Raw genomic sequence first — 25,041 nt, 5'->3', positions numbered from 1 at the left:
CGCGCACGACCCTCCCCGGAACAAGTGAGTGGGGCCGCACCCCGAAGGGTGCGGCCCCACTCCTCGCTTCAGCGAGCGCAGCGCTTACGCAGCGATGACCTCGACGTTGACCTTGGCGGCAACCTCGGGGTGCAGACGCACGGACGTCTCGTGAGCGCCCAGCGTCTTGATCGGCGAGCCGAGCTCGATGCGACGCTTGTCGACCTCGGGGCCACCGGCAGCCTTGATCGCCGAGGCGATGTCGGCCGGCGTGACGGAACCGAAGAGACGGCCGGCGTCGCCGGAGCGGACGGCCAGGCGAACCTTGACGCCCTCGAGCTGGGCCTTGACCTGGTTGGCCTGCTCGATGGTCTGGATCTCGTGGATCTTGCGAGCACGACGGATCTGCTCGACGTCCTTCTCGCCACCCTTGGTCCAGCGGATAGCGAACTTCCGCGGGATCAGGTAGTTGCGAGCGTAACCGTCCTTGACGTCGACGACGTCGCCCGCGGCACCGAGGCCGGAGACCTCGTGGGTGAGGATGATCTTCATGAGTCGGTCACCCTTCCCTTATCGCGCGGTGGAGGTGTAGGGCAGCAGCGCCATCTCACGGCTGTTCTTGACGGCCGTGGCGACGTCACGCTGGTGCTGCGTGCAGTTGCCGGTCACGCGGCGGGCACGGATCTTGCCGCGGTCGGAAATGAACTTCCGCAGCATGTTCGTGTCCTTGTAGTCCACGTACGTGACCTTGTCCTTGCAGAAAGCGCAGACCTTCTTCTTCGGCTTGCGCACAGGCGGCTTCGCCATGGTGTTTCTCCTGTGTGATCAAGAAGTGTGGGTACGGCCCACCCTCAGCCGCGAGGCTCAGAAGGGGGGCTCGTCCGAGTAGCCGCCGCCGCTGCCGCCGCTGCCGCCGGAGCCACCGCCCCAGCCGCCGCTCTGGCCGCCACCGGCGGGAGCGCCGGTCGCCCAGGGGTCGTCGGCAGGGGCGCCGCCGCCCTGCTGGCCGCCACCGGGGCCGCCGCCCCAGCCGCCGCCCTGCTGGCCGCCGCCACCGCCGCCGTAGCCGCCCTGGCCACCGCGGCCGGTGGTCTTGGTGACCTTGGCCGTGGCGTTGCGCAGGCTGGGGCCGACTTCCTCGACGTCCAGCTCGAAGACCGTGCGCTTGACTCCCTCACGGTCCTCGTAGGACCGCTGCTTCAGCCGGCCCTGCACGACGACGCGCATGCCTCGCTGGAGCGACTCGGCGACGTTCTCAGCCGCCTGGCGCCAGACCGAGCAGGTCAGGAAGAGGCTCTCGCCGTCCTTCCACTCGTTGGTCTGACGGTCGAAGGTGCGGGGCGTGGACGCGACGCGGAACTTCGCGACCGCCGCACCGGAGGGGGTGAAGCGCAGCTCGGGGTCGTCGACAAGATTGCCGATGACCGTGATGACGGTCTCGCCTGCCATGGGGGAACCTCTCGGCGGGTTTGCTGCTGCTGGCTGCTGGTGGTGCTACTCGGAACCCGAGATCGCTGAGCGGAAGCTCAGTGGGTCTCGGGGCGGAGGACCTTGGTCCGGAGGACCGACTCGTTCAGGTTCATCTGGCGGTCGAGCTCCTTGACGACCGCAGGCTCGGCCTGCAGGTCGATGACCGAGTAGATGCCCTCGGGCTTCTTCTTGATCTCGTACGCGAGACGACGACGGCCCCAGGTGTCGACCTTCTCGACCTTGCCGCCGCCGTCACGGACGACAGACAGGAAGTTCTCGATCAGCGGGGAGACAGCGCGCTCCTCGACGTCGGGGTCGAGGATGACCATCACCTCGTAGTGACGCATGTGGAACCCACCTCCTTCGGACTCAGCGGCCACGGTCGTTCCGTGGCAGGAGGGTTGTGATGCGTACGCAACGGTATCGGCCGCCACTGACAATGGGCCCTGTCGGGCTCCCGTGCCGTGGCCTGAACAGACACCGGTGCAGACGGTACACAGTACCCGCACACCGGCTTCCGGTTGAAATCCGGCCGTGAGCGCCGACAATCTGTACACATCGGGTGTGTATGGCGCTACGATGCGCCGCCTTTTCGCAGGAGGTGCCCCCATGGCACAGGCATTGCGACCCAATACCGCCGGATCCCTGCTCGCCACGGACGGCAGGCCTCATCCCGCCCAGGACGCGCTGCTGGCGGTGACCCTGGTACTCGGAGTGGTCGCCTTCGTCACGGCGATGTTCCACAGCCTTCATCTGATCAGTTCCTGGGCCGGCCTGGCGGGGATCGTCACCGGTGCGTACGGCCAGTGGATCTCGGAGACGACCCGCGAACGCTTCGGGCTGGTGCTGGGCCTCGGTGCCTCCGCCGTCGGCTTCTTCCTCGGCATGGCCCACGGGGGTCTCTTCGGCGGGCTGTTCTGACCCGCCGGACCACGCTCCGCTGACACCGCGCCGATCCCGTCGGGGCCCGGCGCCCGCCGCCGCGGCCGCGACAGGCCGGGGCGAAGGATGCGCACGCCCAGTCAGGGCGCCCGTGGGGCGCAGTAGGCTTCGGCGCGAGAGCCGGAGCCCCTGAACCCATGGGGACACACCAGCCCGAGGAGCGCCCCGAATGAGCCTGACCCTGAGGACCATCAGCCGAGAGCAGCATCTGGCCTATATCCAGAGCCTGCCGTCGGCGAGTCACATGCAGGTCCCGGCCTGGGCTGATGTCAAGGCGGAGTGGCGTTCGGAGAACCTCGGCTGGTTCGACGAGCGCACCGGCGAGCTGGTCGGCGCGGGTCTGGTGCTCTACCGCCAGCTGCCCAAGATCAAGCGCTACCTCGCCTACCTCCCCGAGGGTCCGGTCATCAACTGGTTCGCGCCGAACCTCGACGACTGGATCCAGCCGATGCTGGCCCACCTCAAGCAGCAGGGCGCGTTCTCCGTGAAGATGGGTCCGCCGGTGATCATCCGCCGCTGGGGGGCCGCGTCCATCAAGAAGGGCATCCAGGACCCGGACGTCAAGCGCCTGCGGGACATCGAGGCCGACTTCATCGAGCCGCGCGCCTTCGAGGTGGCCGACAAGCTCCGCCGGATGGGCTGGCAGCAGGGCGAGGACGGCGGCGCCGGCTTCGGTGACGTCCAGCCCCGCTACGTCTTCCAGGTGCCGCTGGCGAACCGCTCGCTGGAGGAGGTCCACAGGGACTTCAACCAGCTGTGGCGGCGCAACATCAAGAAGGCCGAGAAGGCCGGCGTCGAGGTCGTCCAGGGCGGCTACCACGATCTGGAGGAATGGCAGCGGCTGTACGAGATCACGGCCGTACGCGACCACTTCCGGCCCCGCCCGCTGGCGTACTTCCAGCGCATGTGGACGGCCCTCAACAACGAGGACCCCAACCGCATGCGGCTGTACTTCGCCCGCCACAACGGTGTGAACCTGTCCGCGGCGACGATGCTGATCGTCGGCGGGCACGTCTGGTACTCCTACGGCGCCTCGGACAACATCGGCCGTGAGGTCCGGCCCTCGAACGCGATGCAGTGGCGGATGCTGCGCGACGCCTACGCGCTCGGCGCCACCGTCTACGACCTGCGCGGCATCTCCGACTCGCTCGACGAGTCGGACCACCTGTTCGGACTGATCCAGTTCAAGGTCGGCACGGGCGGGCAGGCCGCCGAGTACCTCGGCGAATGGGACTTCCCGCTGAACAAGCTGCTGCACAAGGCGCTCGACATCTACATGTCGCGCCGCTGAGCACCGGCCGTTTGCTTCGACAGCTTCCACACCTCTGATACACCGCAGCCACCAGAAAGGTTCCAGGTCCGGCCATGGCGCTCACGCTCTACGTCGACACCGCGCGCTGGCGGGCGCACCACAAGCACGTGCAGGAGCAGTTCCCGGGGCTGGTCCCCGTCTGCAAGGGCAACGGCTACGGCTTCGGACACGAGCGCCTCGCGGAGGAGGCCACACGGCTGGGCTCGGACGTCCTCGCCGTGGGCACGACGTACGAGGCCGCGCGGATCAAGGACTGGTTCGGCGGTGACCTGCTGGTGCTGACGCCGTACCGGCGCGGCGAGGAGCCCGTACCGCTGCCCGACCGCGTCATCCGCTCGGTGTCGTCGATCGACGGCGTGTACGGCCTCGTCGGCGCCCGCGTGGTCATCGAGGTGATGTCCTCCATGAAGCGGCACGGCATCAGCGAGCAGGACCTGCCGCAGCTGCACGCCGCCATCGAGAACGTCCGTCTGGAGGGCTTCGCCATCCACCTGCCGCTGGACCGCACCGACGGCTCGGACGCCGTCGAGGAGGTCATCGGCTGGATGGACCGCCTGCGGGCAGCCCGGCTGCCGCTGCACACGATGTTCGTCAGCCACCTCAAGGCCGAGGAGCTCACCCGGCTGCGGCAGCAGTTCCCGCAGACCCGCTTCCGGGCCCGGATCGGCACCCGGCTGTGGCTGGGGGACCACGACGCCACCGAGTACCGCGGCGCGGTCCTGGACGTCACGCGGGTCTCCAAGGGCGACCGTTTCGGCTACCGGCAGCAGAAGGTGGCCTCGGACGGCTTCCTGGTGGTCGTGGCGGGCGGTACCTCGCACGGTGTGGGCCTGGAGGCCCCCAAGGCGCTGCACGGCGTCATGCCGCGCGCCAAGGGCGTCGCCCGCGCCGGCCTGGCCACGGTGAACCGGAACCTCTCGCCGTTCGTCTGGGGCGGCAAGCAGCGCTGGTTCGCCGAGCCGCCGCACATGCAGGTGTCGATCCTGTTCGTGCCGGCCGACGCCCCGGAGCCGAAGGTCGGCGACGAGCTGGTGGCCCATCTGCGGCACACCACCACGCAGTTCGACCGGCTCGTGGACCGCTGACGTCGAAGCGTCGCCGGGAGAGACGGAGAGGCCGTACACGGGACTCCGTGTACGGCCTCACTCATGACCCGGCTCCGCACGCCGGCGACGGCCCGACGGTCCGTTCGCTCAGAGCGAACCGCCGGTCGTCTTCTCACTGCCCCACTCCACCGGAGGCCCGTCGACCTGCGCGTCGTGCCGCGGCGGACGGGCGGCGGGCCCGAGGACGAACACGTCCTCCGCTCCGTCGAGCACGCCCCCGGACGGATCGTCCTCGCCGTTGCGCCGCACCACGTCCCGGTCGGGCATGAGGATGTCGCGCACCACGACGGCACACAGGTACAGGGTCCCCAGCAGGTGCACGCCGATCGCCCAGTGGTAGCCGTCGGTCGGCAGTCCCTTGTGCGCGTCTCCGCTGGTCGTGTACGCGAGGTACATCCAGATCCCCAGGAAGTACGTCACCTCGCACGCCTGCCAGACTAGGAAGTCCCGCCACTTCGGCCGGGCCAGCGCGGCCAGCGGTACCAGCCACAGCACGTACTGCGGCGAGTAGACCTTGTTGGTGAGGATGAACGCCGCGACGATCAGGAAGGCCAGCTGGGCGAAGCGCGGACGGCGCGGCGCCGTGAAGGCCAGTGCCGCGACACCGACGCAGCACAGCAGCATCAGCAGCATGGCGAGGGAGTTGACCGTGTCGGTGCTGAGCGGGTCACTGGAGTTCTGGACCAGGATCAGCCAGAAGGACCCGAAGTCGACGCCGCGCTCCTGGCTGAACGTGTAGAACTTCGACCAGCCGTCGAAGGCGAAGAGCATCACCGGCAGGTTCACGACCAGCCAGGCGACGACCGCGGCCGCCAGTGCCCTGCCGAAGTCCCGCCACTTGCCGGCCCGCCAGCACAGCACGAGCAGCGGCCCCAGCAGGAAGAGCGGATAGAGCTTGGCGGCCGTGGCGAGCCCCAGCAGCACGCCGAAGGCCACGGAGCGGCCCCGCGACCACATCAGCATCGCGGCGGCCGTCAGAGCGACCGCCAGCAGGTCCCAGTTGATGGTGGCGGTCAGCGCGAAGGCGGGCGCGAGGGCGACCAGCAGGCCGTCCCAGGGGCGCCGGGCATGCGTCCGGGCCACGCTGACGGCGATGACGGCCACGCACACCATCAGCATCCCGGCGTTGGCCATCCAGTACCACTGCTGCTGGTCCTGCATGCTGCCGGTGCCGGGCGTGAGCCAGGCGGCCACCTCCATGAACACGCCGGTCAGCACCGGGTACTCGAGGTACTCCATGTCGCCGGGGAGCCGGTCGAAGTACGGCACCAGCCCGTCGGCGAAACCGCGCCCGTTGTAGAGGTGCGGGATGTCCGAGTAGCAGGCGTGCGTGTACTGCGAACTGGCGCCGAAGAACCAGGCACCGTTGTAGCAGGGTGCCTTCTGGACCAGACCGAGGGCGAACATGCCGATCGCCACGAGTGCGATCACCCGCACTGGAGTCCACCAGGACGTCCCGAGCAGGGCGTGCCGCCCGAGGGGACCGCCGATCAGCTCGCTGCCGCTCGCGGCGACCTCGTCGGCCGTGGTGGGCCGCACCGGGTCCGGCTCGGGCGCGCTCGCTTGCGTCGTTTCTGCACTGGGCATGGGCCACATCCTGCCGTACATGTCCAGGAGGACGCCGAGGGCCGCCACACCTGTGCGGTGCGGCGGCCCTGTTTCACGTGAAACACCGATCCGGTTTCACGTGGAACACCCTTGATGGGCGATACGGCGGCTAATCGTCCACGCCTCCGAAGAGGCCGCCTCCGTTGCCGTTCCCGTTGCCGTTGCTGCTCCCGCTCTCCTCACCTGTCTCCGTGGGGACGGGCGAGGTGCTCACTCCACCGTCGGTGCCACCGGTGTCCGTACCACCGTTCTCCGTGCCGCCGGTGTCCTCGCAGTTCCACTCGAAGGGCCTGCAGGTGTCACTCGGCGTGGGCGAGGGAGTGGTCTCGGACGGGGTGGGCGACGGTGTCGGGCTCGGGCTCTCCTCCTCGGTCTCGATGACCGTCGGAGTCGGAGGGGGCGGGGGCAGCTCGTTGACGACCGTGCCGATGGGCTCCGGTACCGGGAACTTCCTGACCGGCTCACCCTTCAGGGCCTGCTCCATGTAGTCGTGCCAGATCTCGGACGGGAACGAGGCACCGTGGATCGACTTCTGGTTACCGGTTCCGTACATCTCCAGGAACGTACGGTTCTTGATGTTCTCGTCGTCCGGGTACCGGAACATGCTGATCGCGGTCGACAGCTGAGGGGTGTAGCCGACGAACCAGGCCGACCTGTTGCCGTCGGTGGTACCGGTCTTGCCGGCCACCTCCCGGCCCGTCAGCTGGGCGTTGGTACCCGTGCCCTCCTCGACCACGGTCTTCAGCACGTCGGTGACGTTGTCGGCGACCTTCGCGGTGAAGGCCTGCTTGGCCTGCGTCTCGTGCTCGTAGAGCGTGCCGTCCTTGTCCGTGACCTTCTGCACGGAGTAGGGGTCACGCTGCTTGCCGCTGGCCGCGAAGGTGGCGTACGAGCCCGCCATCCGGATGGCGCTGGGGTCGGAGGTGCCGAGGGAGAACGACGGGTAGTCGATGCCGGCCAGGCTGCTCTCCAGCACGCCGGCGTCGACGGCCGCCTCCTTCACCTTGTCCAGGCCGACGTCCATGCCGAGCTGCACATACGCCGAGTTCACCGAGAACTGCATCGCCTCACGGAGGTCGATCTGGTAGTTCGGTGCCTCGCCGTACGTCTCGTCACCGTCGTTGACCTGGAGCCACTCCTCGCCCTTGTCGTTGTGCCAGACCGACTTGTCGTAATTCTGGATCTTGAGCTTGTTCTCGCCGCTGTACAGGCTCTTGGGGGAGACGACGGTGCGCTCGTCCTGGGCCTGGGTGGGGCCGAGGTCGGGGTCACGGACGCCCCAGCTCATGGCGGCCGCGAGCACGAACGGCTTGAACGTCGATCCGACCTGGGCACCGGTCTCGTTGGCGTTGTTGGTGAAGTGCTTGGTCGCGTCCTCACCGCCGTAGATGGCCACGATGGCACCGGTGGCCGGATCCACCGAGGCACCGCCGAACTGGACGTGGGTGTCCGTGCCGGGGCGCTTCTCGGGGTCGATGTTGGCCTGCTGGACCTTCTTGACCGCCTTCTCGAGTTCGTCGACCTTCTTCTTGTCGAAGGTCGTGTAGACCGAGAGGCCGCCTTCGCGGAGCTTGCGCTCGGTGACCTTGGTCGTCTCGCTGTTGTTCAGCAGGTAGCCGTTGGCGAGGTCCACCAGGTAACCGACCTGGCCGCTCAGCGCCCGGTTGGCCCGGGGGTTCTCGACCTTGGGCAGCGTGGTGTACTTGGCCCGCTCCGCCGCGCTCAGATGCCCGTACTCGACCATCTTGTCCAGGGTGTCCTGCATCTGGCGCAGGGCCCGGCGCTTGTTCGCCGACTCCGTGGCGGCCGGGTCGATGGACGTGGCACCGGCGGGGTCGTAGTAGGTGGCGCCCTTGAGCATGGCCGCCAGGAACGCGCACTCGCCCGCGTTCAGCCTGATGGCGTCCTTGTTGAAGTAGGCGCGCGCGGCGGCCTGGATACCGAAGGCGCTGCGGCCGTAGTACGCGGTGTTGAGGTAGCCCTCCATGATGTCGTCCTTGGGGACGGAGGCGCCCACCTTGATGGAGACGAAGAGCTCCTTGAACTTGCGGCTGACCGTCTGCGACTGGTCGTCCAGCATGGCGTTCTTGACGTACTGCTGGGTGATGGTGGAGCCACCCTGCGTCTCACCGCCCCGGGCCATGTTGAACACCGCTCGGGCGATGCCCTTCGGGTCGATGCCGCTGTCCGTCTCGAAAGTCTTGTTCTCCTGCGAGATGACCGCGTTGCGCATGTTCTTGGGGATCTGCGACAGATTGATGATCTGCCGGTTCGTCTCCCCGCCCGTGGACACCATCTCGGTGCCGTCGGACCAGTAGTAGACGTTGTTCTGCGCCCTGGCCGCCTGCGCGACGTTCGGGACGCCCACCATGGCGTACCCGATGCCCGCGACCGCCACCATGCTGCCGAAGAAGCCGAGGCACAGGCCCGAGACAAGCCTCCAGGAGGGCACCCAGCGGCGCCACCCGTACTTGCCCGCGCGCGGGTAGTCGATGATCCGCCTCTGGTCCGCGCCCGCGCGCCCGCGCGCCGGACCGGCCGCGCCGGACCGCCGGCCGCCCCGGCCGGGGTCGGCCGCTCTGCGCCGGCCGCCACCGCTCCTCTGTGCCGCGCGCCGGGCCTCGGCGCGGCCGCCGTACGGCCGCTCCTCGCCTTCCGGCCCAGAGGGACCCGACCCGTACGCGTCGGAAGGAGACCCGGTGGCGCCTCGCGGTGCCGCACGGCGGCCGGGGGACGAACCGGACGTGCCGCGTCGGGCCGCGGCACGTCCGCCTCCCTGCGGCTGCGGCGGTTTGCGACGGTGCTCGCTCATCGAACGACTACTCCTAGGGCAGGCGCACCTGGGCGCGCCTGGAAACGGCGGCTGGTTTCCGGTCCCCCCGAAGTACGGATGTGGCAGGTTCCGCATTCACCCGTACTGCACCAAGGACAAGGACGCCCCCGGAGGCAACTTGGTTCCCGGTGGTGTGCATGCGGCACAGACTACGCAGCACCAAAACGCGCCTAGTCCATAAATTCACCCCAAATCCGGCAAGTTGCTTCCTGCTTATCGGTGATGTGACGCCGTTCACGATTCAGCCCCTTGTCGCAATCCAAGCGCCGTTCTATCGTCGTGATGTATCGAGTCGATACATCAGCGCGACATAAGACAGTGACGGCACCACCGCGGCAGAGAGGAGGCGACGATGAGCCGGCGTTCCGGGATCCTCGAGTTCGCCGTACTCGGCCTGCTCCGCGAATCACCGATGCACGGGTATGAGCTGCGCAAACGACTCAATACGTCACTGGGCGTGTTCCGGGCGTTCAGCTACGGGACGCTGTACCCCTGCCTCAAGACGCTGGTCACCAACGGCTGGTTGATCGAGGAGCCGGGGAACACCTCCGAGGACGCCCTCGCCGCTCCGCTCGCCGGCCGCCGCGCCAAGATCGTCTACCGGTTGACACCGGAGGGCAAGGAGCACTTCGAGCAGCTGCTCGCGCAGACGGGCCCGGACGCGTACGAGGACGAGACCTTCGCCGCCCGGTTCGCCTTCTTCGGCCAGACCTCCCGCGATGTCCGCATGCGCGTCCTGGAGGGCCGCCGCAGCCGGCTGGAGGAGCGTCTGGAGAAGATGCGCGCCTCCCTGACCCGCACCCGGGAGCGCCTCGACGACTACACCCTCGAGCTCCAGCGCCACGGGATGGAGTCCGTGGAGCGCGAAGTGCGCTGGCTGAACGAGCTCATCGAGAGCGAGCGGGCCGGGCGGGACCTTCGCGGTTCCGCCACCGGGGGGCCCGCTCAGCAGGACACCACCACTGGAGCGTCGGGCGACCTGCCCCGGCCCGGGGACACCTCCCGGCCGGACTCGTCCGACGACACCGCCACGTGAGGTCCCCGTCAGGGCCTCACCGAGTACACACAGGGAGCAACCGGAATGGGTTCGGTTCGCGTAGCCATCGTCGGCGTCGGCAACTGCGCCGCGTCGCTGGTGCAGGGAGTCGAGTACTACAAGGACGCCGACCCGGCGTCCAAGGTCCCCGGCCTGATGCACGTCCAGTTCGGCGACTACCACGTCCGTGACGTGGAGTTCGTCGCCGCGTTCGATGTCGACGCGAAGAAGGTCGGCCTCGACCTCGCGGACGCCATCGGCGCCTCCGAGAACAACACCATCAAGATCTGCGACGTGCCGAGCAGCGGCGTGACCGTCCAGCGCGGCCACACCCTCGACGGCCTGGGCAAGTACTACCGCCAGACCATCGAGGAGTCCGCCGAGGAGCCGGTCGACATCGTCCAGGTCCTCAAGGACAAGCAGGTCGACGTCCTCGTCTGCTACCTGCCCGTCGGCTCCGAGGACGCGGCGAAGTACTACGCCCAGTGCGCCATCGACGCCAAGGTCGCCTTCGTCAACGCCCTCCCGGTCTTCATCGCCGGCACCAAGGAGTGGGCGGACAAGTTCACCGAGGCCGGCGTCCCGATCGTCGGTGACGACATCAAGTCGCAGGTCGGCGCCACCATCACGCACCGCGTCATGGCGAAGCTGTTCGAGGACCGGGGCGTGATCCTGGACCGCACGATGCAGCTGAACGTCGGCGGCAACATGGACTTCAAGAACATGCTCGAGCGCGAGCGCCTGGAGTCCAAGAAGATCTCCAAGACGCAGGCCGTCACCTCGCAGATCCCCGACCGGGACCTCGGCGAGAAGAACGTCCACATCGGCCCGTCCGACTACGTCGCCTGGCTGGACGACCGCAAGTGGGCCTACGTCCGCCTGGAGGGCCGCGCCTTCGGTGACGTCCCGCTGAACCTGGAGTACAAGCTCGAGGTCTGGGACTCCCCGAACTCGGCCGGTGTCATCATCGACGCCCTGCGCGCCGCGAAGATCGCCAAGGACCGCGGCATCGGCGGTCCGATCCTCTCCGCGTCGAGCTACTTCATGAAGTCCCCGCCGGTCCAGTACTTCGACGACGTGGCCCGCGAGAACGTCGAGAAGTTCATCAAGGGCGAGGTCGAGCGCTGAGGCTCGCCCCCCTTCCGGGCTGAGGGCCCCCGAGGCAGTGTGCCCGGGGGCCCTCCCCGTATGTGAGGCTGTGCCCATGGCCGTCGTACGTGATCTACGCGTCCTGCTCCGCTTCCGGGACTTCCGCCGGCTGCTCGCCGTGCGGCTGCTCTCCCAGGGCGCCGACGGCGTGTACCAGGTCGGCCTCGCCACCTACGTGGTCTTCTCCCCCGAGCGGCAGACCTCACCCGCCGCGATCGCCTCGGCCATGGCGGTCCTGCTGCTGCCGTACTCCCTGGTGGGCCCCTTCGCCGGCATCCTGCTCGACCGCTGGCGCCGCCGCCAGGTCTTCCTGTACGGCAACCTGCTGCGCGCGCTGCTGGCCTCGGCGACGGCGGTGCTGATGATCGCGCAGGTCCCGGACTGGCTCTTCTACGTCTCCGCCCTGTGCGTCACCGCCGTCAACCGCTTCGTCCTGGCGGGCCTGTCCGCCGCGCTGCCCCGCGTGGTCGACGGGGACCGCCTGGTGATGGCCAACTCGCTCTCCCCGACGGCCGGCACCCTGGCGGCGACCGCCGGCGGCGGTCTCGCCTTCGTGGTCCGGCTGGTTCTCGCGGGCTCGGACGCCGCCGTGGTGCTGGTGGGGGCCGCGCTGTACCTCTGCTCGGCGCTGGCCGCCCTGCGCATCGGGCGGGACCTGCTGGGCCCCGACCGCGACCAGGTGCAGCCGCGACTGCGGGCCGCGCTCTCCGGGACCGCCCGCGACCTCGTGGCCGGCCTGCGCCACCTCGCCCACCCCGCGCGACGGCAGGCCGCCTGGGCGCTCGCGTCGATGACCCTGATGCGGTTCTGCTACGGCGCCCTGACGGTCATGCTGCTGATGCTCTGCCGCTACGCCCTCACCACGAGCACCGACGACGGTCTCACCCTGCTGGGTCTGGCGGTGGGCGTCTCGGGCGCCGGCTTCTTCGCCGCGGCGGTCCTGACCCCGTGGGCCGCCGGCCGGTTGGGCCCCGGCCGCTGGATCGTCCTCTGCGCGGGGTCCGCCGCCCTCCTGGAGCCGGCCCTCGGACTCCCCTTCGCCACCGGGCCCCTCCTGGTCGCGGCCTTCGTCCTCGGACTGACCACCCAGGGAGCGAAGATCTCCACGGACACGATCGTGCAGTCCTCGGTCGACGACGGCTTCCGGGGCCGGGTCTTCTCCCTCTACGACGTCCTGTTCAACGCCGCTTTCGTCGCCGCTGCCGGAGTCGCCGCCCTGATGCTGCCTCCGGACGGGCGCTCGGTGCCCCTGGTGCTGACCGTGGCAGCTATCTACGCGGCGGTTGCGGTGGCTATGGCCCGCTTTGAGCACCGGCAACTGTCACATCAGTGACACAGACTCGCTCCCGGCTGGGCACTGTCAGTGGGAGCCGATAACTTACGTGGGTCTTATTCGATCTTTATGCGCGTCGTTCTGCCGCGTCACGCACCCATGTCTCCAGGGGGACCCAAGTGACCACCACCCCGCCCCAGGGCAACCCGTTCGCACAGGGCCAGAACCCTTACGCCCAGGGTCAGCAGCCCTACGGTCAGCCCCAGGGCCAGGCGCCGTTCCCGCCCCAGGGCGCGGTGCCCACCGTGCCGGTCGCGCCGCAGCGGCCGAGGCGCGGAATCAAGCAGTACCTGCGCATAGCCGTCGTCGTCGCCGGCCTCATCTTCGCGGCCGTCGGCTGGTACGTCGGCAACGACGACACCAAGCAGCTGGCCGTCGGCGACTGCCTGACCAACAAGGGAAGCGACGAGTCCCCGGAGATCGAGCAGCTGGACTGCACCGACACCAAGGCCCAGTACAAGGTCCTCAAGAAGGACGACAGCACCAGCCTCTCCATGCTCGCCTGCCAGTCGGTCCAGGGCACGACCGCGGCGATCGAGTGGACGGAGGGCAGTGACTCGTTCGTCCTGTGCCTGGGGGACAACAAGTAGCGCGCACCGGACGTGCCGAGGGGCGATGTTTCACGTGAAACATCGCCCCTCTTCGTATCCTGGGAGACCTCGTGACAGCTCGATGTTTCACGTGAAACATCGAGCGGTTCCACGAACTCAGCCCTGCTCGGCCCACCACTGCTTGAGCGCCGCGACCGCCTCGCCGTGCTCCATCGGCCCGTGCTCCAGCCTCAGCTCCAGCATGTGCTTGTACGCCTGGCCGACCTCGGGGCCCGGCTTGATCCCCAGGATGTCCATGATCTGGTTGCCGTCCAGGTCGGGCCGGATGGCGTCCAGCTCCTCCTGCTCCTTGAGCTGGGAGATGCGCTCCTCCAGGCCGTCGTACGCCCGGGAGAGCGCGGCCGCCTTGCGCTTGTTCCGCGTGGTGCAGTCCGAGCGGGTCAGCTGGTGCAGCCGGTCGAGCAGCGGGCCGGCGTCACGGACGTAGCGGCGTACCGCGGAGTCGGTCCACTCGCCGGTGCCGTAGCCGTGGAAGCGCAGGTGCAGCTCGACCAGGCGCGAGACGTCCTTCACCAGCTCGTTGGAGTACTTCAGCGCGGTCATCCGCTTCTTGGTCATCTTCGCGCCGACCACCTCGTGATGGTGGAACGAGACCCGCCCGTCCTTCTCGAAGCGACGCGTGCGCGGCTTGCCGATGTCATGCAGCAGCGCGGCCAGGCGGAGGGTCAGGTCGGGGCCCTCCTCCTCCAGCGCCATCGCCTGCTCCAGGACGATCAGCGTGTGGTCGTAGACGTCCTTGTGGCGATGGTGCTCGTCCCGCTCCAGCCGCAGCGCCGGCAGCTCGGGCAGCACATGGTCGGCCAGACCGGTGTCGACCAGCAGCGTCAGGCCCTTGCGCGGATTCCGGGACAGGACCAGCTTGTTCAGCTCCTCCCGCACCCGCTCCGCCGAGACGATCTCCAGGCGCCCGGCCATCTCCTTCATCGCCGTGACGACCTCGGGTGCCACCTCGAAGTCGAGCTGGGCCGCGAAGCGGGCGGCCCGCATCATCCGCAGCGGGTCGTCGGAGAAGGACTCCTCCGGGGTGCCCGGCGTGCGCAGCACCTTCGCCGCCAGGTCATCGAGCCCGCCGTGCGGGTCGATGAACGTGTTCTCCGGCAGCGCGACGGCCATCGCGTTCACGGTGAAGTCGCGCCGGACGAGATCCTCCTCGATGGAGTCGCCGTACGACACCTCCGGCTTGCGGGAGGTCCGGTCGTAGGCCTCCGAGCGGTAGGTCGTCACCTCGATCTGGAAGCCGTCCTTCTGGGCACCGACCGTGCCGAAGGCGATCCCGACGTCCCAGACGGAGTCCGCCCACGGCCGGACGATGCTCAGGACGTCCTGGGGGCGGGCGTCGGTCGTGAAGTCCAGATCGTTGCCGAGCCGGCCGAGCAACGCGTCCCGGACCGAGCCGCCGACCAGGGCGAGTGAGAACCCGGCCTCCTGGAAACGGCGGGCGAGGTCGACGGCGACAGGCGCGACCCGCAGCGGCTCACTCATCGCGCGGGGCGGCACCTGACTCAGGGCACTGGTGTCATCGTTGGCGTTCGGCACAACAGAACAGGGTACGTGGCCCGGACGACCGCGAGCGTCTCGATGAAGGGCGGGCGAACAGGGGCGCCGGCACGGCTCAGGAGCTGCCCTCACGGCGTACGGAAGCGTTCCTCTTTATAGGGGCACATTCGGGGCAGCGGCCAGTCGTGGTGCCGATCTTGTGGACAGACCGCGGCACTTCCCCTCAGCGGGCATCGTTACCATGCGTGGACGCACATTGCGACGACCACTGACGACGACGAGGGACGGGCGAGCGCGTGGCCGAGGCGGCAGACTTCCAGGGGACCAGTCCCTCACCTGCCCGCCGGTGGCTGAGGCGTACCGGAGCGCTGCTGGCCGGGGCGCCGCTGCTGGCGGGGGTGTTCCAGCTGCCCGCGGCCCCCGCGGCGGACGCCGCCGGGCAGGCCTCCGCACCGCAGGCCTCCGGCTCCCGCACCGTGACCGTCGCCGTGGACTCGCTCAGCCCCGCCGCCCCCACCGAGGGCGACACCCTGACCGTCTCCGGCACGGTGACCAACCTCGGCGAGCGGCCGGTCACCGGCGCCCATGTGGACCTGCGCACCGGCCCCGAGATGACCACGCGCTCGTCGATCGAGAGCGCCGCCAGGCGCACCGGGTACTCGCCGGACAAGGACGGCACGCAGGTCGACGACGCGTACCGCCAGGAGTTCGCCGAGCTCACGCCGGGCGTCGCGCGGCGCTTCACCATCTCCGTGCCGATCGACGAGCTGGACCTCGGCGGCAGCGGCGTCTACCAGCTCGGCGTCTCCCTCTCGGGCGAGACGTCCGCGCAGCCCTGGGACCAGGTGCTGGGCATCCAGCGGACGTTCCTGCCGTGGCAGCCCGAAGCGGCGGACACGACGACGAGGACGACGTTCCTGTGGCCCCTCGTCTCGACCGCGCACATGACGGCGGAGACCGGGTCGAACGAGCAGCAGACGCCCGTCTTCCACGACGACGAGCTGGCCGCGGATATCTCCCCGGGCGGCCGCCTGGAGCAGCTCGTGTCGCTGGGCCGGAACCTCGACGTCACCTGGGTGATCGACCCGGACCTGCTCGCCTCGGTCGACTCGATGGCACGCGGCTACCGCGTGCGGAGCGACGGCGACACCACCGCGGCCGGCCCGCACCAGGCGGTCGCCAAGCAGTGGCTGGCCGATCTGCAGCAGGCGGTGGTGGACAAGGAGGTCGTCGCCCTGCCCTACGCCGACCCGGACCTGGCCTCCCTCGCCCACAACGGCACGGACGTCACCGGATCGCTGAGCCGTCTCAAGGAGGCCACGGACGTCGTCGCGAACACGGTGGAGCCGATCCTCCACGTGAAGCCGGACACCGATTTCGCCTGGCCCGTCGACGGCGCCGTGGACCCGTCGATCCTCAAGGTCGCCACCTCCGCCGGCGCCGACAAGGTGATCGCCCGCAGCGACAGCCTGGAGGAGAGCGGGGGCCTGTCGTACACGCCGTCCGCGGCCCGCCCCATCGGGGGCGGCACCACGGCGGTGGTCGCGGACGCACGGCTGTCCACAGCCTTCCAGGGTGACCTGACGAAGGCCTCCGCGAGGACGCTGGCCGTGCAGCGTTTCCTCGCCCAGAGCCTCGCCCTGAACCTCCAGACGAACCAGCAGCGCAGCATCGTCGTCGCCCCGCAGCGCATGCCGACCGCGAGCCAGGCGCAGGCCATGGCCGAGGCGATCACGGAGCTGCAGAGCGGCGGCTGGAGCGAGTCGCAGGACCTCGGCGCGGCCGCCAAGGCCAAGCCGGACCCCGCGGCCAGCAGGACGGTGCCGCCGGCCTCCGACTACCCCGCCGCGCTGCGCGGGCAGGAACTGCGGCGCTCGGCCTTCGAGCAGATCGCGCGGACCCAGACCGAGCTCGACGACTTCAGGGTGATCCTGACCGACCAGTCCCGCGTGGTGACGCCCTTCGGGCGCGCCATAAACCGTGAGATGTCCACGTCGTGGCGCGGCCGGACCACCGAGGCGCAGCACTACCGCGAGGGCGTGGAGCGCTACCTCGCCGGACTCGCCGCGGGGGTCACGCTGATCGACAAGTCGGAGACCAAGCTCTCCGGCCGCAGCGCCACCATCCCGGTGACCGTCCAGAACAACCTCGTGCAGGACGTCGACCACCTGGTCCTGCGGCTCACCTCGACCAGCCCGACCCGGCTGGAGATCGGCGGCGCGGGCTACGCCGAGCAGCCCGTCACCGTCTCGGGCGGCCACAGCCAGTCGGTGAAGTTCGCCACCTCGGCCAACGCCAACGGCCGGGTGTCGGTGAAGGCCCAGCTGTTCACGGAGGACGGCAAGCCGTACGGCCCGCCGGTCTACTTCGACGTGCGGGTCACCGAGATCACCGCCACGGTGATGCTGGTCATCGGCGGCGGCGTGCTGCTGCTCGTGCTCGCCGGCTTCCGGATGTACACCCAGCGCAAGCGCGCCGCCGCCCGGGAGGCCGAGGAGGACGCCCCGGGCGCCGTCGACGGTGCGCAGAACCCGAAGGCCCCCGCGGACCGTCTCACGGGGGAGTCCGGTGACCGGCCCGGGGCAGCCGCCCCGGTGCAGCCGAGTGACCCTGGTCCGGACACCCCAGCGGAAAGCGCCGACCCGTCCGGGACGGGTGAGAGAGTGGACCGTTGAGATGTCGTGGCCGGTGGGCCCGGGACGATGAGGTGGGGTAACCATGAACGCGCCGTACGACGGTGACCGCGGCCAGGCTGCGGGCAGCCCGGGTCACCCCGAGGGCCCGCCGCCCGAGCACGGCCAGGTACCGCCGCAGCACCCCGCGGACATGTACCTCCAGGACGCCTACGAGCAGGACCCCTACCGGGCGCAGGACCTCGCCGCCCAGGATCCGGTCGCCGAGGCGCTCTACGACCGCGCCGCGCACCCGCCGCCGCCCCCGGGCACGTATCCGTCGCCGCAGCAGCTGTACGCCCAGCCGCCCCAGTCGCCGTACGCCCCCGACCCGCGCGTGTGGGCCCAGACACCGGCGCCGGAACCGGCGGGGCCCACCCAGTACCTGCCCTACGGCGACGACCCGCGCACGACCCAGTACGTCGGTGTCGACGACCTGATCACCCAGTCCGGTGACCAGCGCCACGAACCCGACGCCTTCGCGCACCTGTTCCGGGACCAGCAGCAGACCGGTGTGCGTCCGCCCACGGACTACGCGGGCGTGCCGGGGCCGGCGCACGCGCCGGGCGCGGAACACGGACCGGCGGGACAGTACGAGGCCGGACAGTACGAGGCCGGACAGTACGGCGGGACGCACGCCCCGCAGGGGCAGTACGGCGGTGCCCAGGCGTACGCCGGGCAGTACCAGGTGCCCGAGCCGGGGCCCGTCGCACCCGTTCCCGGCCCCGCCGCTCCGGCCGCTCCGGCCGCTCCGGCGGCCTCGGCGGCCTCGGCTGCTCCCGCCAAGGGCGGCCGGGCCGGAGGGCTGCTCAAGTCCAGCGCCGTGATGGCGGCGGGCACGATGGTCTCCCGCCTCACCGGGTTCGTCCGTTCGGCGATGATCGTCTCGGCGCTCGGCCTCGCCATGCTGGGCGACGCCTTCCAGGTGGCGTACCAGCTGCCGACGATGATCTACATCCTGACCGTCGGCGGCGGTCTGAACTCCGTCTTCGTGCCGCAGCTCGTCCGCGCCATGAAGGAGGACGACGACGGCGGCGAGTCCTACGCCAACCGGTTGCTGACGCTGGTCATGGTGGTCCTCGGCGCCCTCACCGTGCTGGCCGTGTTCGCCGCGCCGCTCCTGGTCCGGGCCCTGTCGACCTCCGTCGCCACGGATCCCGCGGCCAACGAGACCGCGGTCACCTTCACCCGCTACTTCCTGCCCTCGATCTTCTTCATGGGCATCCACGTGGTGATGGGTCAGATCCTCAACGCCCGCGGCCGGTTCGGCGCGATGATGTGGACGCCGGTCCTGAACAACATCGTCATCATCGTCACCCTCGGCATGTTCCTCTGGGTGTACGGCAGCGCCGCCGACTCCGGCCTGACGGTCGAGAACATCCCGCCGGCGGGCGAGCGGCTCCTCGGCGTCGGCATCCTGCTCGGACTCGTCGTCCAGGCGCTGGCGATGATCCCGTACCTGCGCGAGACCGGGTTCCGGCTCCGCCTGCGCTTCGACTGGAAGGGCCACGGGCTCGGCAAGGCCGCGGTGCTCGCCAAGTGGACGATCCTGTTCGTCCTCGCCAACCAGGCGGGCGCGCTCGTCGTCACCCAGTTGGCCACCGCCGCGGTCTCGGACGAGGGAATCGCCGGTACCGGTTTCAGCGCCTACGCCAACGCCCAGCTGATCTGGGGCCTTCCGCAGGCGATCATCACGGTCTCCCTGATGGCCGCCCTGCTGCCGCGCATCTCGCGCTCGGCCGCCGAGGACGACGCGGGCGCCGTCCGCGACGACATCTCCCAGGGCCTGCGCACGACGGCCGTCGCGATCGTGCCGATCGCCTTCGGCTTCCTCGCGCTCGGCGTCCCGATGTGCACCCTGATCTTCGGCTCCTCGGGCACCACCTCGGCCACCAACATGGGCTACATGCTGATGGCCTTCGGCCTCGGCCTGATCCCCTACTCGGTGCAGTACGTCGTCCTGCGCGCGTTCTACGCCTACGAGGACACCCGCACCCCCTTCTACAACACGGTCATCGTCGCCGCGGTCAACGCCGGCGCCTCGGCCCTGTGTTACGTGCTGCTTCCCGCCCGCTGGGCCGTCGTCGGCATGGCCGCCTCCTACGGCGTCGCCTACGTCATCGGCGTCGGGGTCGCCTGGCGCCGGCTGCGCAAGCGGCTGGGCGGCGACCTGGACGGCGCCCGCGTGATGCGGACGTACGCGCGCCTGAGCATCGCCTCGGTGCCGGCGGCGCTGCTGAGCGGCGCGGCCTGCTACTACATCACCCAGGCGCTCGGGCAGGGCGTCTTCGCCTCCCTCGCCGCGCTGGTGGCCGGCGGAGCCGTCCTGCTGGGCGTCTTCTACGTCGCCGCGCGCCGGATGCGGATCGCGGAGCTGAACTCGCTCGTCGGGATGGTCCGAGGGCGTCTGGGCCGCTGAATCGGGGGGTACGCGCACAACCATCGTCCGCCGCCGCGTGTCGTGCATAGCGGCGGACTGTGGGCACAATTGGTTTCGGCGTCGGACGGCGCGCAACGGAGTTCGTCCGGCGCGCTATGAATGGGGAGGCAGGAACGACGGTGGCGGAACGGAGCACGGCTGCCGTCGACGTGGCAGACAACAGCGGCGACAAGCCGCTGGCCGCCAAGGCGGACCAGGCGGACCAGTCCACGGCCGACGGGGTGGCCAAGAACCCGGAGCGGGACACGGAACACGACGTGGCACAGGGGAGTGGCGGGACCGAGGGTCCCGGAGCGAAGGCCTCACCGCCGGAACTGCACAGCGGTCACAAGCTCGCCAGACGCTACCGGCTCGAGGACTGCGTCACCCGTCTGGACGGTTTCAGCAGTTGGCGTGCGGTGGACGAGAAGCTGCGCCGCGCGGTCGGCGTCCACGTCCTGCCCGCGGACCACGCCCGGGCCCGTTCCGTGCTGGCCGCGGCCCGCTCCTCCGCGCTGCTCGGCGACCCCCGCTTCGTGCAGGTCCTCGACGCCGTCGAGGAGAACGACCTCGTGTACGTGGTGCACGAGTGGCTGCCGGACGCCACGGAGCTCACCACGCTGCTGTCCGCCGCCCCGCTGGAGCCGCACGACGCCTACCAGATGGTCAGTCAGGTCTCCGCCGCCATGGCCGCCGCCCACCGCGAGGGCCTCGCCCATCTCCGGCTGAACCCCAACGCCGTCCTGCGCGCGTCCACCGGGCAGTGGCGCATCCGCGGCCTGGCCGTGAACGCCGCGCTGCGCGGCATCGCGTCCGACACCCCGCAGCGCACCGACACCGAGGCGATCGGCGCCCTGCTGTACGCGTCGCTCACCCAGCGCTGGCCGTACGAGAGCGACGCCTACGGCCTGTCGGGGCTGCCCAAGGACGTCGGTCTCATCCCCCCGGACCAGGTGCGCGCCGGTGTCCACCGCGGCCTGTCGGAGCTCGCCATGCGGGCGCTCGCCAACGACGGTGCGACCGCCTCCCGGCACGAGTCCCCCTGCACGACGCCGGAGGAGCTGGTGAAGGCGATCGGCGAGATGCCCCGCATCCGCCCGCCGGAGCCCGCGTTCGCCGCCCCGCCGGATTACCAGCGCACGACCTACCAGCAGGGCACCTACGGCCGCCAGGCACCGCACCCCGGCGCCACCCAGCCGGTGCCGTCCCCGCCGCCACCCCTGCAGAGCCGTACCGGCAAGGCCCTGAAGTGGGCCGTCTCCGCGCTGCTCATCGCCGCGCTGGGGCTGGGCAGCTGGCAGCTCGCGGACGCGCTGATGGAGCGCGGCACCCAGTCGGACGACCCGAACAAGTCGCAGACGACGGACGGCGACGACAAGAACTCCGTACAGCAGAAGCCGGCCAAGCCGCTGGGCATCCAGGGGGCTCAGGAGTACGTCGCGAGCGGCGAGGCCCAGGCCCCCGGTGACGTCGGCCTCACGTACGACGGCGACAGCTCGACGTACTGGCGCACCAATCGCTACAACGACGGTCCGGAGCTGGCTCCCTACAAGCCGGGCGTGGGCATCGTCTACGACCTCGGGTCGTCGCAGGAGGTCTCGGCCGCGTCGATAGGGCTCCGCTACGCGGGTGACCACACGACGGCTCACCTCTACGCGGCCGACGCCCTGACCCCTTCCACGGGGATCGACGGGATGCAGGAGATCGGAACCGCCACCACCAGCGGATCCTCTGTGACGGTGAGGGCGTCGAAGTCGGTGAAGACGCAGTACGTACTGCTGTGGATCACGGCGGTGCCGAACGCGCCGGTCGACGGCTACAGCGGCGCCGGCTACAAGCAGGCGGTCACCGACGTGAAGTTCACGGGCTGACGTCTCACCGAGGGGGGTCCGATGGCGGAAGGCGCCGGGTACGAGACGGCGAGCGATCAGGACCTGCTGGCCCGCCATGGGGAAGGCGACCCCGAGGCCTTCGGTGAGATCGTGCGCCGGCACCGCGACCGGCTCTGGGCGGTCGCCCTGCGCACGCTGGGGGACCGCGAGGAAGCCGCTGACGCGGTCCAGGACGCCCTGGTCTCCGCCTACCGGGCCGCCCACACCTTCCGCGGCCAGTCGGCCGTCACCACCTGGCTGCACCGGATCACGGTGAACGCCTGCATCGACCGCGCCCGCAAGGCCGCCTCACGCAAGACCTCTCCCGTGGACGACACCGAGCGGCTGGAGCAGCTGCTGGAGCCGCACGAGTCGGCCTCGGCTCCCGCCGAGCGCAACGACCTGCACCGCCAGCTCCTCGAAGCGCTCGGCACGCTCCCGCCAGATCAGCGCGCCGCCCTGGTCCTGGTGGACATGCAGGGCTACCCGGTCGCCGAGGCCGCCCGCGTCCTCGACGTGCCGACCGGCACGGTGAAGAGCCGCTGCGCTCGCGGCAGGGCCAGGCTTCTGCCCCTGCTCACCCATCTGCGACCGAGAAACTCCGGAGACGACGAAGAACCGGCCGCCGGACGGAACCGGGCGCAGGGGGCATCCGTCCCACCGGCAGCGGGACCGCACGCAGCGGGCTCACGCACTGCAGGACCAAGCGACTCAACTGCTGTGAAGGGCGGAGGTGGGCGAGCGTGACTTCCACGACGGGCACGGCCGGGCACCCGGACGTCACGGAGATCTCCGACCTCACCGAGGGCCTGCTCCCCCCGTCCCGGACCGCGGACGTACGGCGTCATCTGGACGAGTGCGAGCTCTGCGCGGACGTCTACGCCTCTCTGGAGGAGATCCGCGGCGTGCTCGGCACCCTGCCGGGCCCGGCACGCATGCCCGCCGACATCGCCGGACGGATCGACGCCGCCCTCGCTGCGGAGGCGCTGCTCCAGGCCACGGCGCCGGACGCGGTGAGCGCACCGGCCCCCCGCGAAGTGGCTCGCGCGGACAGCGGCGTGCATGTTTCACGTGAAACACCGACCCCCGCGGACCGCCCCTCGGGCCGGGCCCGCACCTCCACGACCGGGCCGGGCCGCAAGGAGCGCAAGCGCCTCGGGCGGCGCAGGGCCGCGGTTCTGGGTGCCGTCCTCTCGGTCGGCGCCCTCGGACTGGCGTCCCTGCTGGTGTCCTCGATGGGGGGCGGCGACCAGGGCACCACCACCCAGGAGCGGCGCCCCGCGGACACCTTCGCCCGAGGGCGGCTGGAGCAACAGGTCGCGGACCTCCTCGCCGTGCGCGAACGGCCCGGTTCTTCCTCGCGCGCTCCCCGCGAACTCGGTGAGGGCTCCGCCCCCGGCAGTGACGGCCCGCGCATCCTCACCCAGCCCACGGCTCCGGTGCCCGAGTGCGTGCAGAAGGGGATCGGGCGCGACGACGACGCCCTGGCGACCGAGCCCGGCACCTACCAGGGGACGACGGCCCTGCTCGTGGTCATGCCCGACGCCTCGGACCTCTCACGGGTCACCGCGTACGTCGTGGACGCCACATGCGTGAAGGGGGCACCGTCGGCCTCGGCCGAGGTGCTGCTGCAGCAGTCCTACCCACAGCCCTGAGAAGACCTCTGTTCTTCGGGTATCCGCTCGAAGGACGGCTCTCCGTGTGCCCGGGCACAGCGGGAATGCGCGCCCCTTAGGATCCGTTGGGTGGGGTGAGAGTTCTGAGACGGGCTCCCACCGGTCGAACGACGCAGTCCAGAGACGAGGAATCAAGCCGTGAGCGACGTCCGTAACGTGATCATCATCGGCTCCGGGCCCGCCGGCTACACGGCGGCGCTCTACACCGCGCGCGCGTCGCTGAAGCCACTGGTGTTCGAGGGGGCCGTCACCGCCGGTGGCGCCCTGATGAACACCACGGACGTGGAGAACTTCCCGGGCTTCCAGGACGGCATCATGGGCCCCGAGCTCATGGACAACATGCGCGCCCAGGCCGAGCGCTTCGGTGCCGAACTCATCCCGGACGACATCGTCTCCGTCGACCTGACCGGTGAGATCAAGACCGTCACCGACACCGCCGGCACGGTGCACCGCGCCAAGGCCGTGATCGTCACCACGGGCTCCCAGCACCGCAAGCTCGGCCTGCCCAACGAGGACGCCCTGTCCGGCCGCGGTGTCTCCTGGTGTGCCACCTGCGACGGCTTCTTCTTCAAGGACCAGGACATCGCCGTGATCGGCGGCGGTGACACCGCGATGGAGGAAGCCACCTTCCTCTCGCGCTTCGCCAAGTCCGTGACGGTCGTCCACCGCCGGGGCACCCTGCGCGCCTCCAAGGCGATGCAGGAGCGTGCCTTCGGCGATCCGAAGATCACCTTCGTCTGGGACAGCGAGGTCGCCGAGATCCAGGGCGACCAGAAGCTCGCCGGCCTGAAGCTGCGCAACGTCAAGACCGGCGAGCTCTCCGAGCTGCCGGTGACCGGTCTGTTCATCGCGATCGGCCACGACCCGCGCACCGAGCTGTTCAAGGGCCAGCTGGAGCTGGACCCGGAGGGCTACCTGAAGGTCGACGCCCCCTCCACCCGGACGAACGTGACCGGTGTGTTCGGCGCCGGTGACGTGGTGGACCACACCTACCGACAGGCGATCACCGCGGCCGGCACCGGCTGCTCCGCCGCACTGGACGCCGAGCGCTTCCTCGCCGCCCTCGCGGACGAGGAGAAGGCCGAGCCCGAGAAGACCACTGTCTGACCCCCTCACCCAGCCCCACGCACCAACCGATTAAGGAGCCCTCCGTGGCCGGCACCCTGAAGAACGTGACCGACGACTCCTTCGAGCAGGACGTCCTCAAGAACGACAAGCCCGTCCTGGTGGACTTCTGGGCCGCTTGGTGCGGCCCGTGCCGCCAGATCGCGCCGTCCCTGGAAGCGATCGCCGCCGAGTACGGCGACAAGATCGAGATCGTCAAGCTCAACATCGACGAGAACCCCGGTACGGCCGCCAAGTACGGCGTGATGTCGATCCCGACCCTGAACGTCTACCAGGGCGGCGAGGTCGCCAGGACCATCGTCGGTGCCAAGCCGAAGGCCGCGATCCTGCGCGACCTCGAGGACTTCATCGCCGAATGACGGGCTGCGCCGTCGAGTGGACGGCGCGCATGTTTCACGTGAA

At 70.0% G+C, this 25,041-nt stretch carries 21 protein-coding genes; 14 read left to right on the top strand and 7 right to left on the bottom strand.

Annotated features, from left to right (window positions below):
* Positions 1-84: 84 nt before the first annotated feature.
* The 4 genes from rplI to rpsF form a co-directional block, all read right to left on the bottom strand.
* Positions 85-531 carry a 50S ribosomal protein L9 gene (rplI, locus tag ACFF45_RS00665; RefSeq protein WP_381340376.1) on the bottom strand — a complete coding sequence of 149 codons (447 nt, stop codon included), beginning with the start codon at positions 529-531 and terminating at the stop codon, positions 85-87.
* 18 nt (positions 532-549) lie between these two features.
* The gene (gene rpsR, locus ACFF45_RS00660; protein WP_003949403.1) at positions 550-786 is read right to left on the bottom strand and encodes a 30S ribosomal protein S18; all 237 of its coding nucleotides are present in this window, start codon (positions 784-786) and stop codon (positions 550-552) included.
* A 57-nt stretch (positions 787-843) separates the two neighbouring features.
* Positions 844-1,428, bottom strand: a complete 585-nt coding sequence (locus tag ACFF45_RS00655) for a single-stranded DNA-binding protein (RefSeq protein ID WP_381340373.1) — start codon at positions 1,426-1,428, stop codon at positions 844-846.
* Positions 1,429-1,505: 77 nt separating this feature from the next.
* Positions 1,506-1,796 carry a 30S ribosomal protein S6 gene (gene rpsF, locus ACFF45_RS00650; RefSeq protein WP_003991486.1) on the bottom strand — a complete coding sequence of 97 codons (291 nt, stop codon included), beginning with the start codon at positions 1,794-1,796 and terminating at the stop codon, positions 1,506-1,508.
* A 262-nt stretch (positions 1,797-2,058) separates the two neighbouring features.
* On the opposite strand from rpsF, the gene ACFF45_RS00645 reads away from it, so the two are divergent.
* From ACFF45_RS00645 to ACFF45_RS00635, 3 genes are all read left to right on the top strand, one after another.
* Positions 2,059-2,370, top strand: a complete 312-nt coding sequence (locus ACFF45_RS00645) for a hypothetical protein (protein ID WP_381340371.1) — start codon at positions 2,059-2,061, stop codon at positions 2,368-2,370.
* Positions 2,371-2,560: 190 nt separating this feature from the next.
* On the top strand, positions 2,561-3,682 hold the full coding sequence (femX, locus tag ACFF45_RS00640; RefSeq protein WP_381340368.1) for a peptidoglycan bridge formation glycyltransferase FemX: 1,122 nt from the start codon (positions 2,561-2,563) through the stop codon (positions 3,680-3,682).
* A 74-nt stretch (positions 3,683-3,756) separates the two neighbouring features.
* Positions 3,757-4,788 carry an alanine racemase gene (locus ACFF45_RS00635; protein ID WP_381340365.1) on the top strand — a complete coding sequence of 344 codons (1,032 nt, stop codon included), beginning with the start codon at positions 3,757-3,759 and terminating at the stop codon, positions 4,786-4,788.
* A gap of 108 nt (positions 4,789-4,896) precedes the next feature.
* On the opposite strand, the gene ACFF45_RS00630 is transcribed toward ACFF45_RS00635, so the two are convergent.
* Together ACFF45_RS00630 and ACFF45_RS00625 are read right to left on the bottom strand one after the other, a co-directional pair.
* Positions 4,897-6,405: a glycosyltransferase family 87 protein gene (locus tag ACFF45_RS00630; RefSeq protein ID WP_381340556.1), complete on the bottom strand. Its 1,509-nt coding sequence runs from the start codon at positions 6,403-6,405 to the stop codon at positions 4,897-4,899.
* Positions 6,406-6,526: 121 nt separating this feature from the next.
* Complete coding sequence (locus ACFF45_RS00625; protein WP_381340362.1) at positions 6,527-9,229, bottom strand: transglycosylase domain-containing protein; 2,703 nt, start codon at positions 9,227-9,229, stop codon at positions 6,527-6,529.
* A gap of 373 nt (positions 9,230-9,602) precedes the next feature.
* On the opposite strand from ACFF45_RS00625, the gene ACFF45_RS00620 reads away from it, so the two are divergent.
* The 4 genes from ACFF45_RS00620 to ACFF45_RS00605 all read left to right on the top strand — a co-directional run bounded on the left by ACFF45_RS00620 (position 9,603) and on the right by ACFF45_RS00605 (position 13,358).
* Entirely contained in the window at positions 9,603-10,286 is a 684-nt protein-coding gene (locus ACFF45_RS00620) for a PadR family transcriptional regulator (protein WP_381340359.1), read from the top strand.
* 45 nt (positions 10,287-10,331) lie between these two features.
* Complete coding sequence (locus ACFF45_RS00615; protein ID WP_381340356.1) at positions 10,332-11,414, top strand: inositol-3-phosphate synthase; 1,083 nt, start codon at positions 10,332-10,334, stop codon at positions 11,412-11,414.
* 76 nt (positions 11,415-11,490) lie between these two features.
* Complete coding sequence (locus tag ACFF45_RS00610; RefSeq protein WP_381340354.1) at positions 11,491-12,768, top strand: MFS transporter; 1,278 nt, start codon at positions 11,491-11,493, stop codon at positions 12,766-12,768.
* A 119-nt stretch (positions 12,769-12,887) separates the two neighbouring features.
* On the top strand, positions 12,888-13,358 hold the full coding sequence (locus ACFF45_RS00605) for an LppU/SCO3897 family protein (protein WP_381340351.1): 471 nt from the start codon (positions 12,888-12,890) through the stop codon (positions 13,356-13,358).
* Positions 13,359-13,475: 117 nt separating this feature from the next.
* On the opposite strand, the gene ACFF45_RS00600 is transcribed toward ACFF45_RS00605, so the two are convergent.
* Complete coding sequence (locus tag ACFF45_RS00600; RefSeq protein ID WP_381340348.1) at positions 13,476-14,915, bottom strand: CCA tRNA nucleotidyltransferase; 1,440 nt, start codon at positions 14,913-14,915, stop codon at positions 13,476-13,478.
* A 257-nt stretch (positions 14,916-15,172) separates the two neighbouring features.
* Here ACFF45_RS00600 and ACFF45_RS00595 point away from each other — a divergent pair, with 257 nt between their 5' ends.
* The 7 genes from ACFF45_RS00595 (at position 15,173) to trxA (ending at position 24,998) form a co-directional block, all read left to right on the top strand.
* Complete coding sequence (locus ACFF45_RS00595; protein WP_381340346.1) at positions 15,173-17,551, top strand: DUF6049 family protein; 2,379 nt, start codon at positions 15,173-15,175, stop codon at positions 17,549-17,551.
* A 43-nt stretch (positions 17,552-17,594) separates the two neighbouring features.
* On the top strand, positions 17,595-19,967 hold the full coding sequence (murJ, locus tag ACFF45_RS00590; protein ID WP_381340343.1) for a murein biosynthesis integral membrane protein MurJ: 2,373 nt from the start codon (positions 17,595-17,597) through the stop codon (positions 19,965-19,967).
* Between the two features lie 140 nt (positions 19,968-20,107).
* Entirely contained in the window at positions 20,108-21,838 is a 1,731-nt protein-coding gene (locus tag ACFF45_RS00585) for a protein kinase family protein (RefSeq protein ID WP_381340341.1), read from the top strand.
* 21 nt (positions 21,839-21,859) lie between these two features.
* Complete coding sequence (sigM, locus tag ACFF45_RS00580) at positions 21,860-22,585, top strand: RNA polymerase sigma factor SigM (protein WP_381340338.1); 726 nt, start codon at positions 21,860-21,862, stop codon at positions 22,583-22,585.
* The gene (locus ACFF45_RS00575) at positions 22,582-23,493 is read left to right on the top strand and encodes an RsmA family anti-sigma factor (RefSeq protein ID WP_381340335.1); all 912 of its coding nucleotides are present in this window, start codon (positions 22,582-22,584) and stop codon (positions 23,491-23,493) included. The genes sigM and ACFF45_RS00575 overlap by 4 nt, the downstream gene beginning before the upstream one ends.
* A 159-nt stretch (positions 23,494-23,652) precedes the next feature.
* Positions 23,653-24,621 (top strand): thioredoxin-disulfide reductase, encoded by a 969-nt coding sequence (trxB, locus tag ACFF45_RS00570; RefSeq protein ID WP_381340333.1) that lies wholly within the window; start codon positions 23,653-23,655, stop codon positions 24,619-24,621.
* Positions 24,622-24,665: 44 nt separating this feature from the next.
* Positions 24,666-24,998, top strand: coding sequence for a thioredoxin (gene trxA, locus ACFF45_RS00565; RefSeq protein WP_381340330.1), 333 nt, complete (start codon positions 24,666-24,668; stop codon positions 24,996-24,998).
* Positions 24,999-25,041: the final 43 nt, after the last annotated feature.

The organism is Streptomyces cinereospinus, assembly GCF_042430725.1.
GTDB classification, from domain to species: domain Bacteria; phylum Actinomycetota; class Actinomycetes; order Streptomycetales; family Streptomycetaceae; genus Streptomyces; species Streptomyces cinereospinus.
This window is presented reverse-complemented; position numbering and strand designations above follow the sequence as displayed.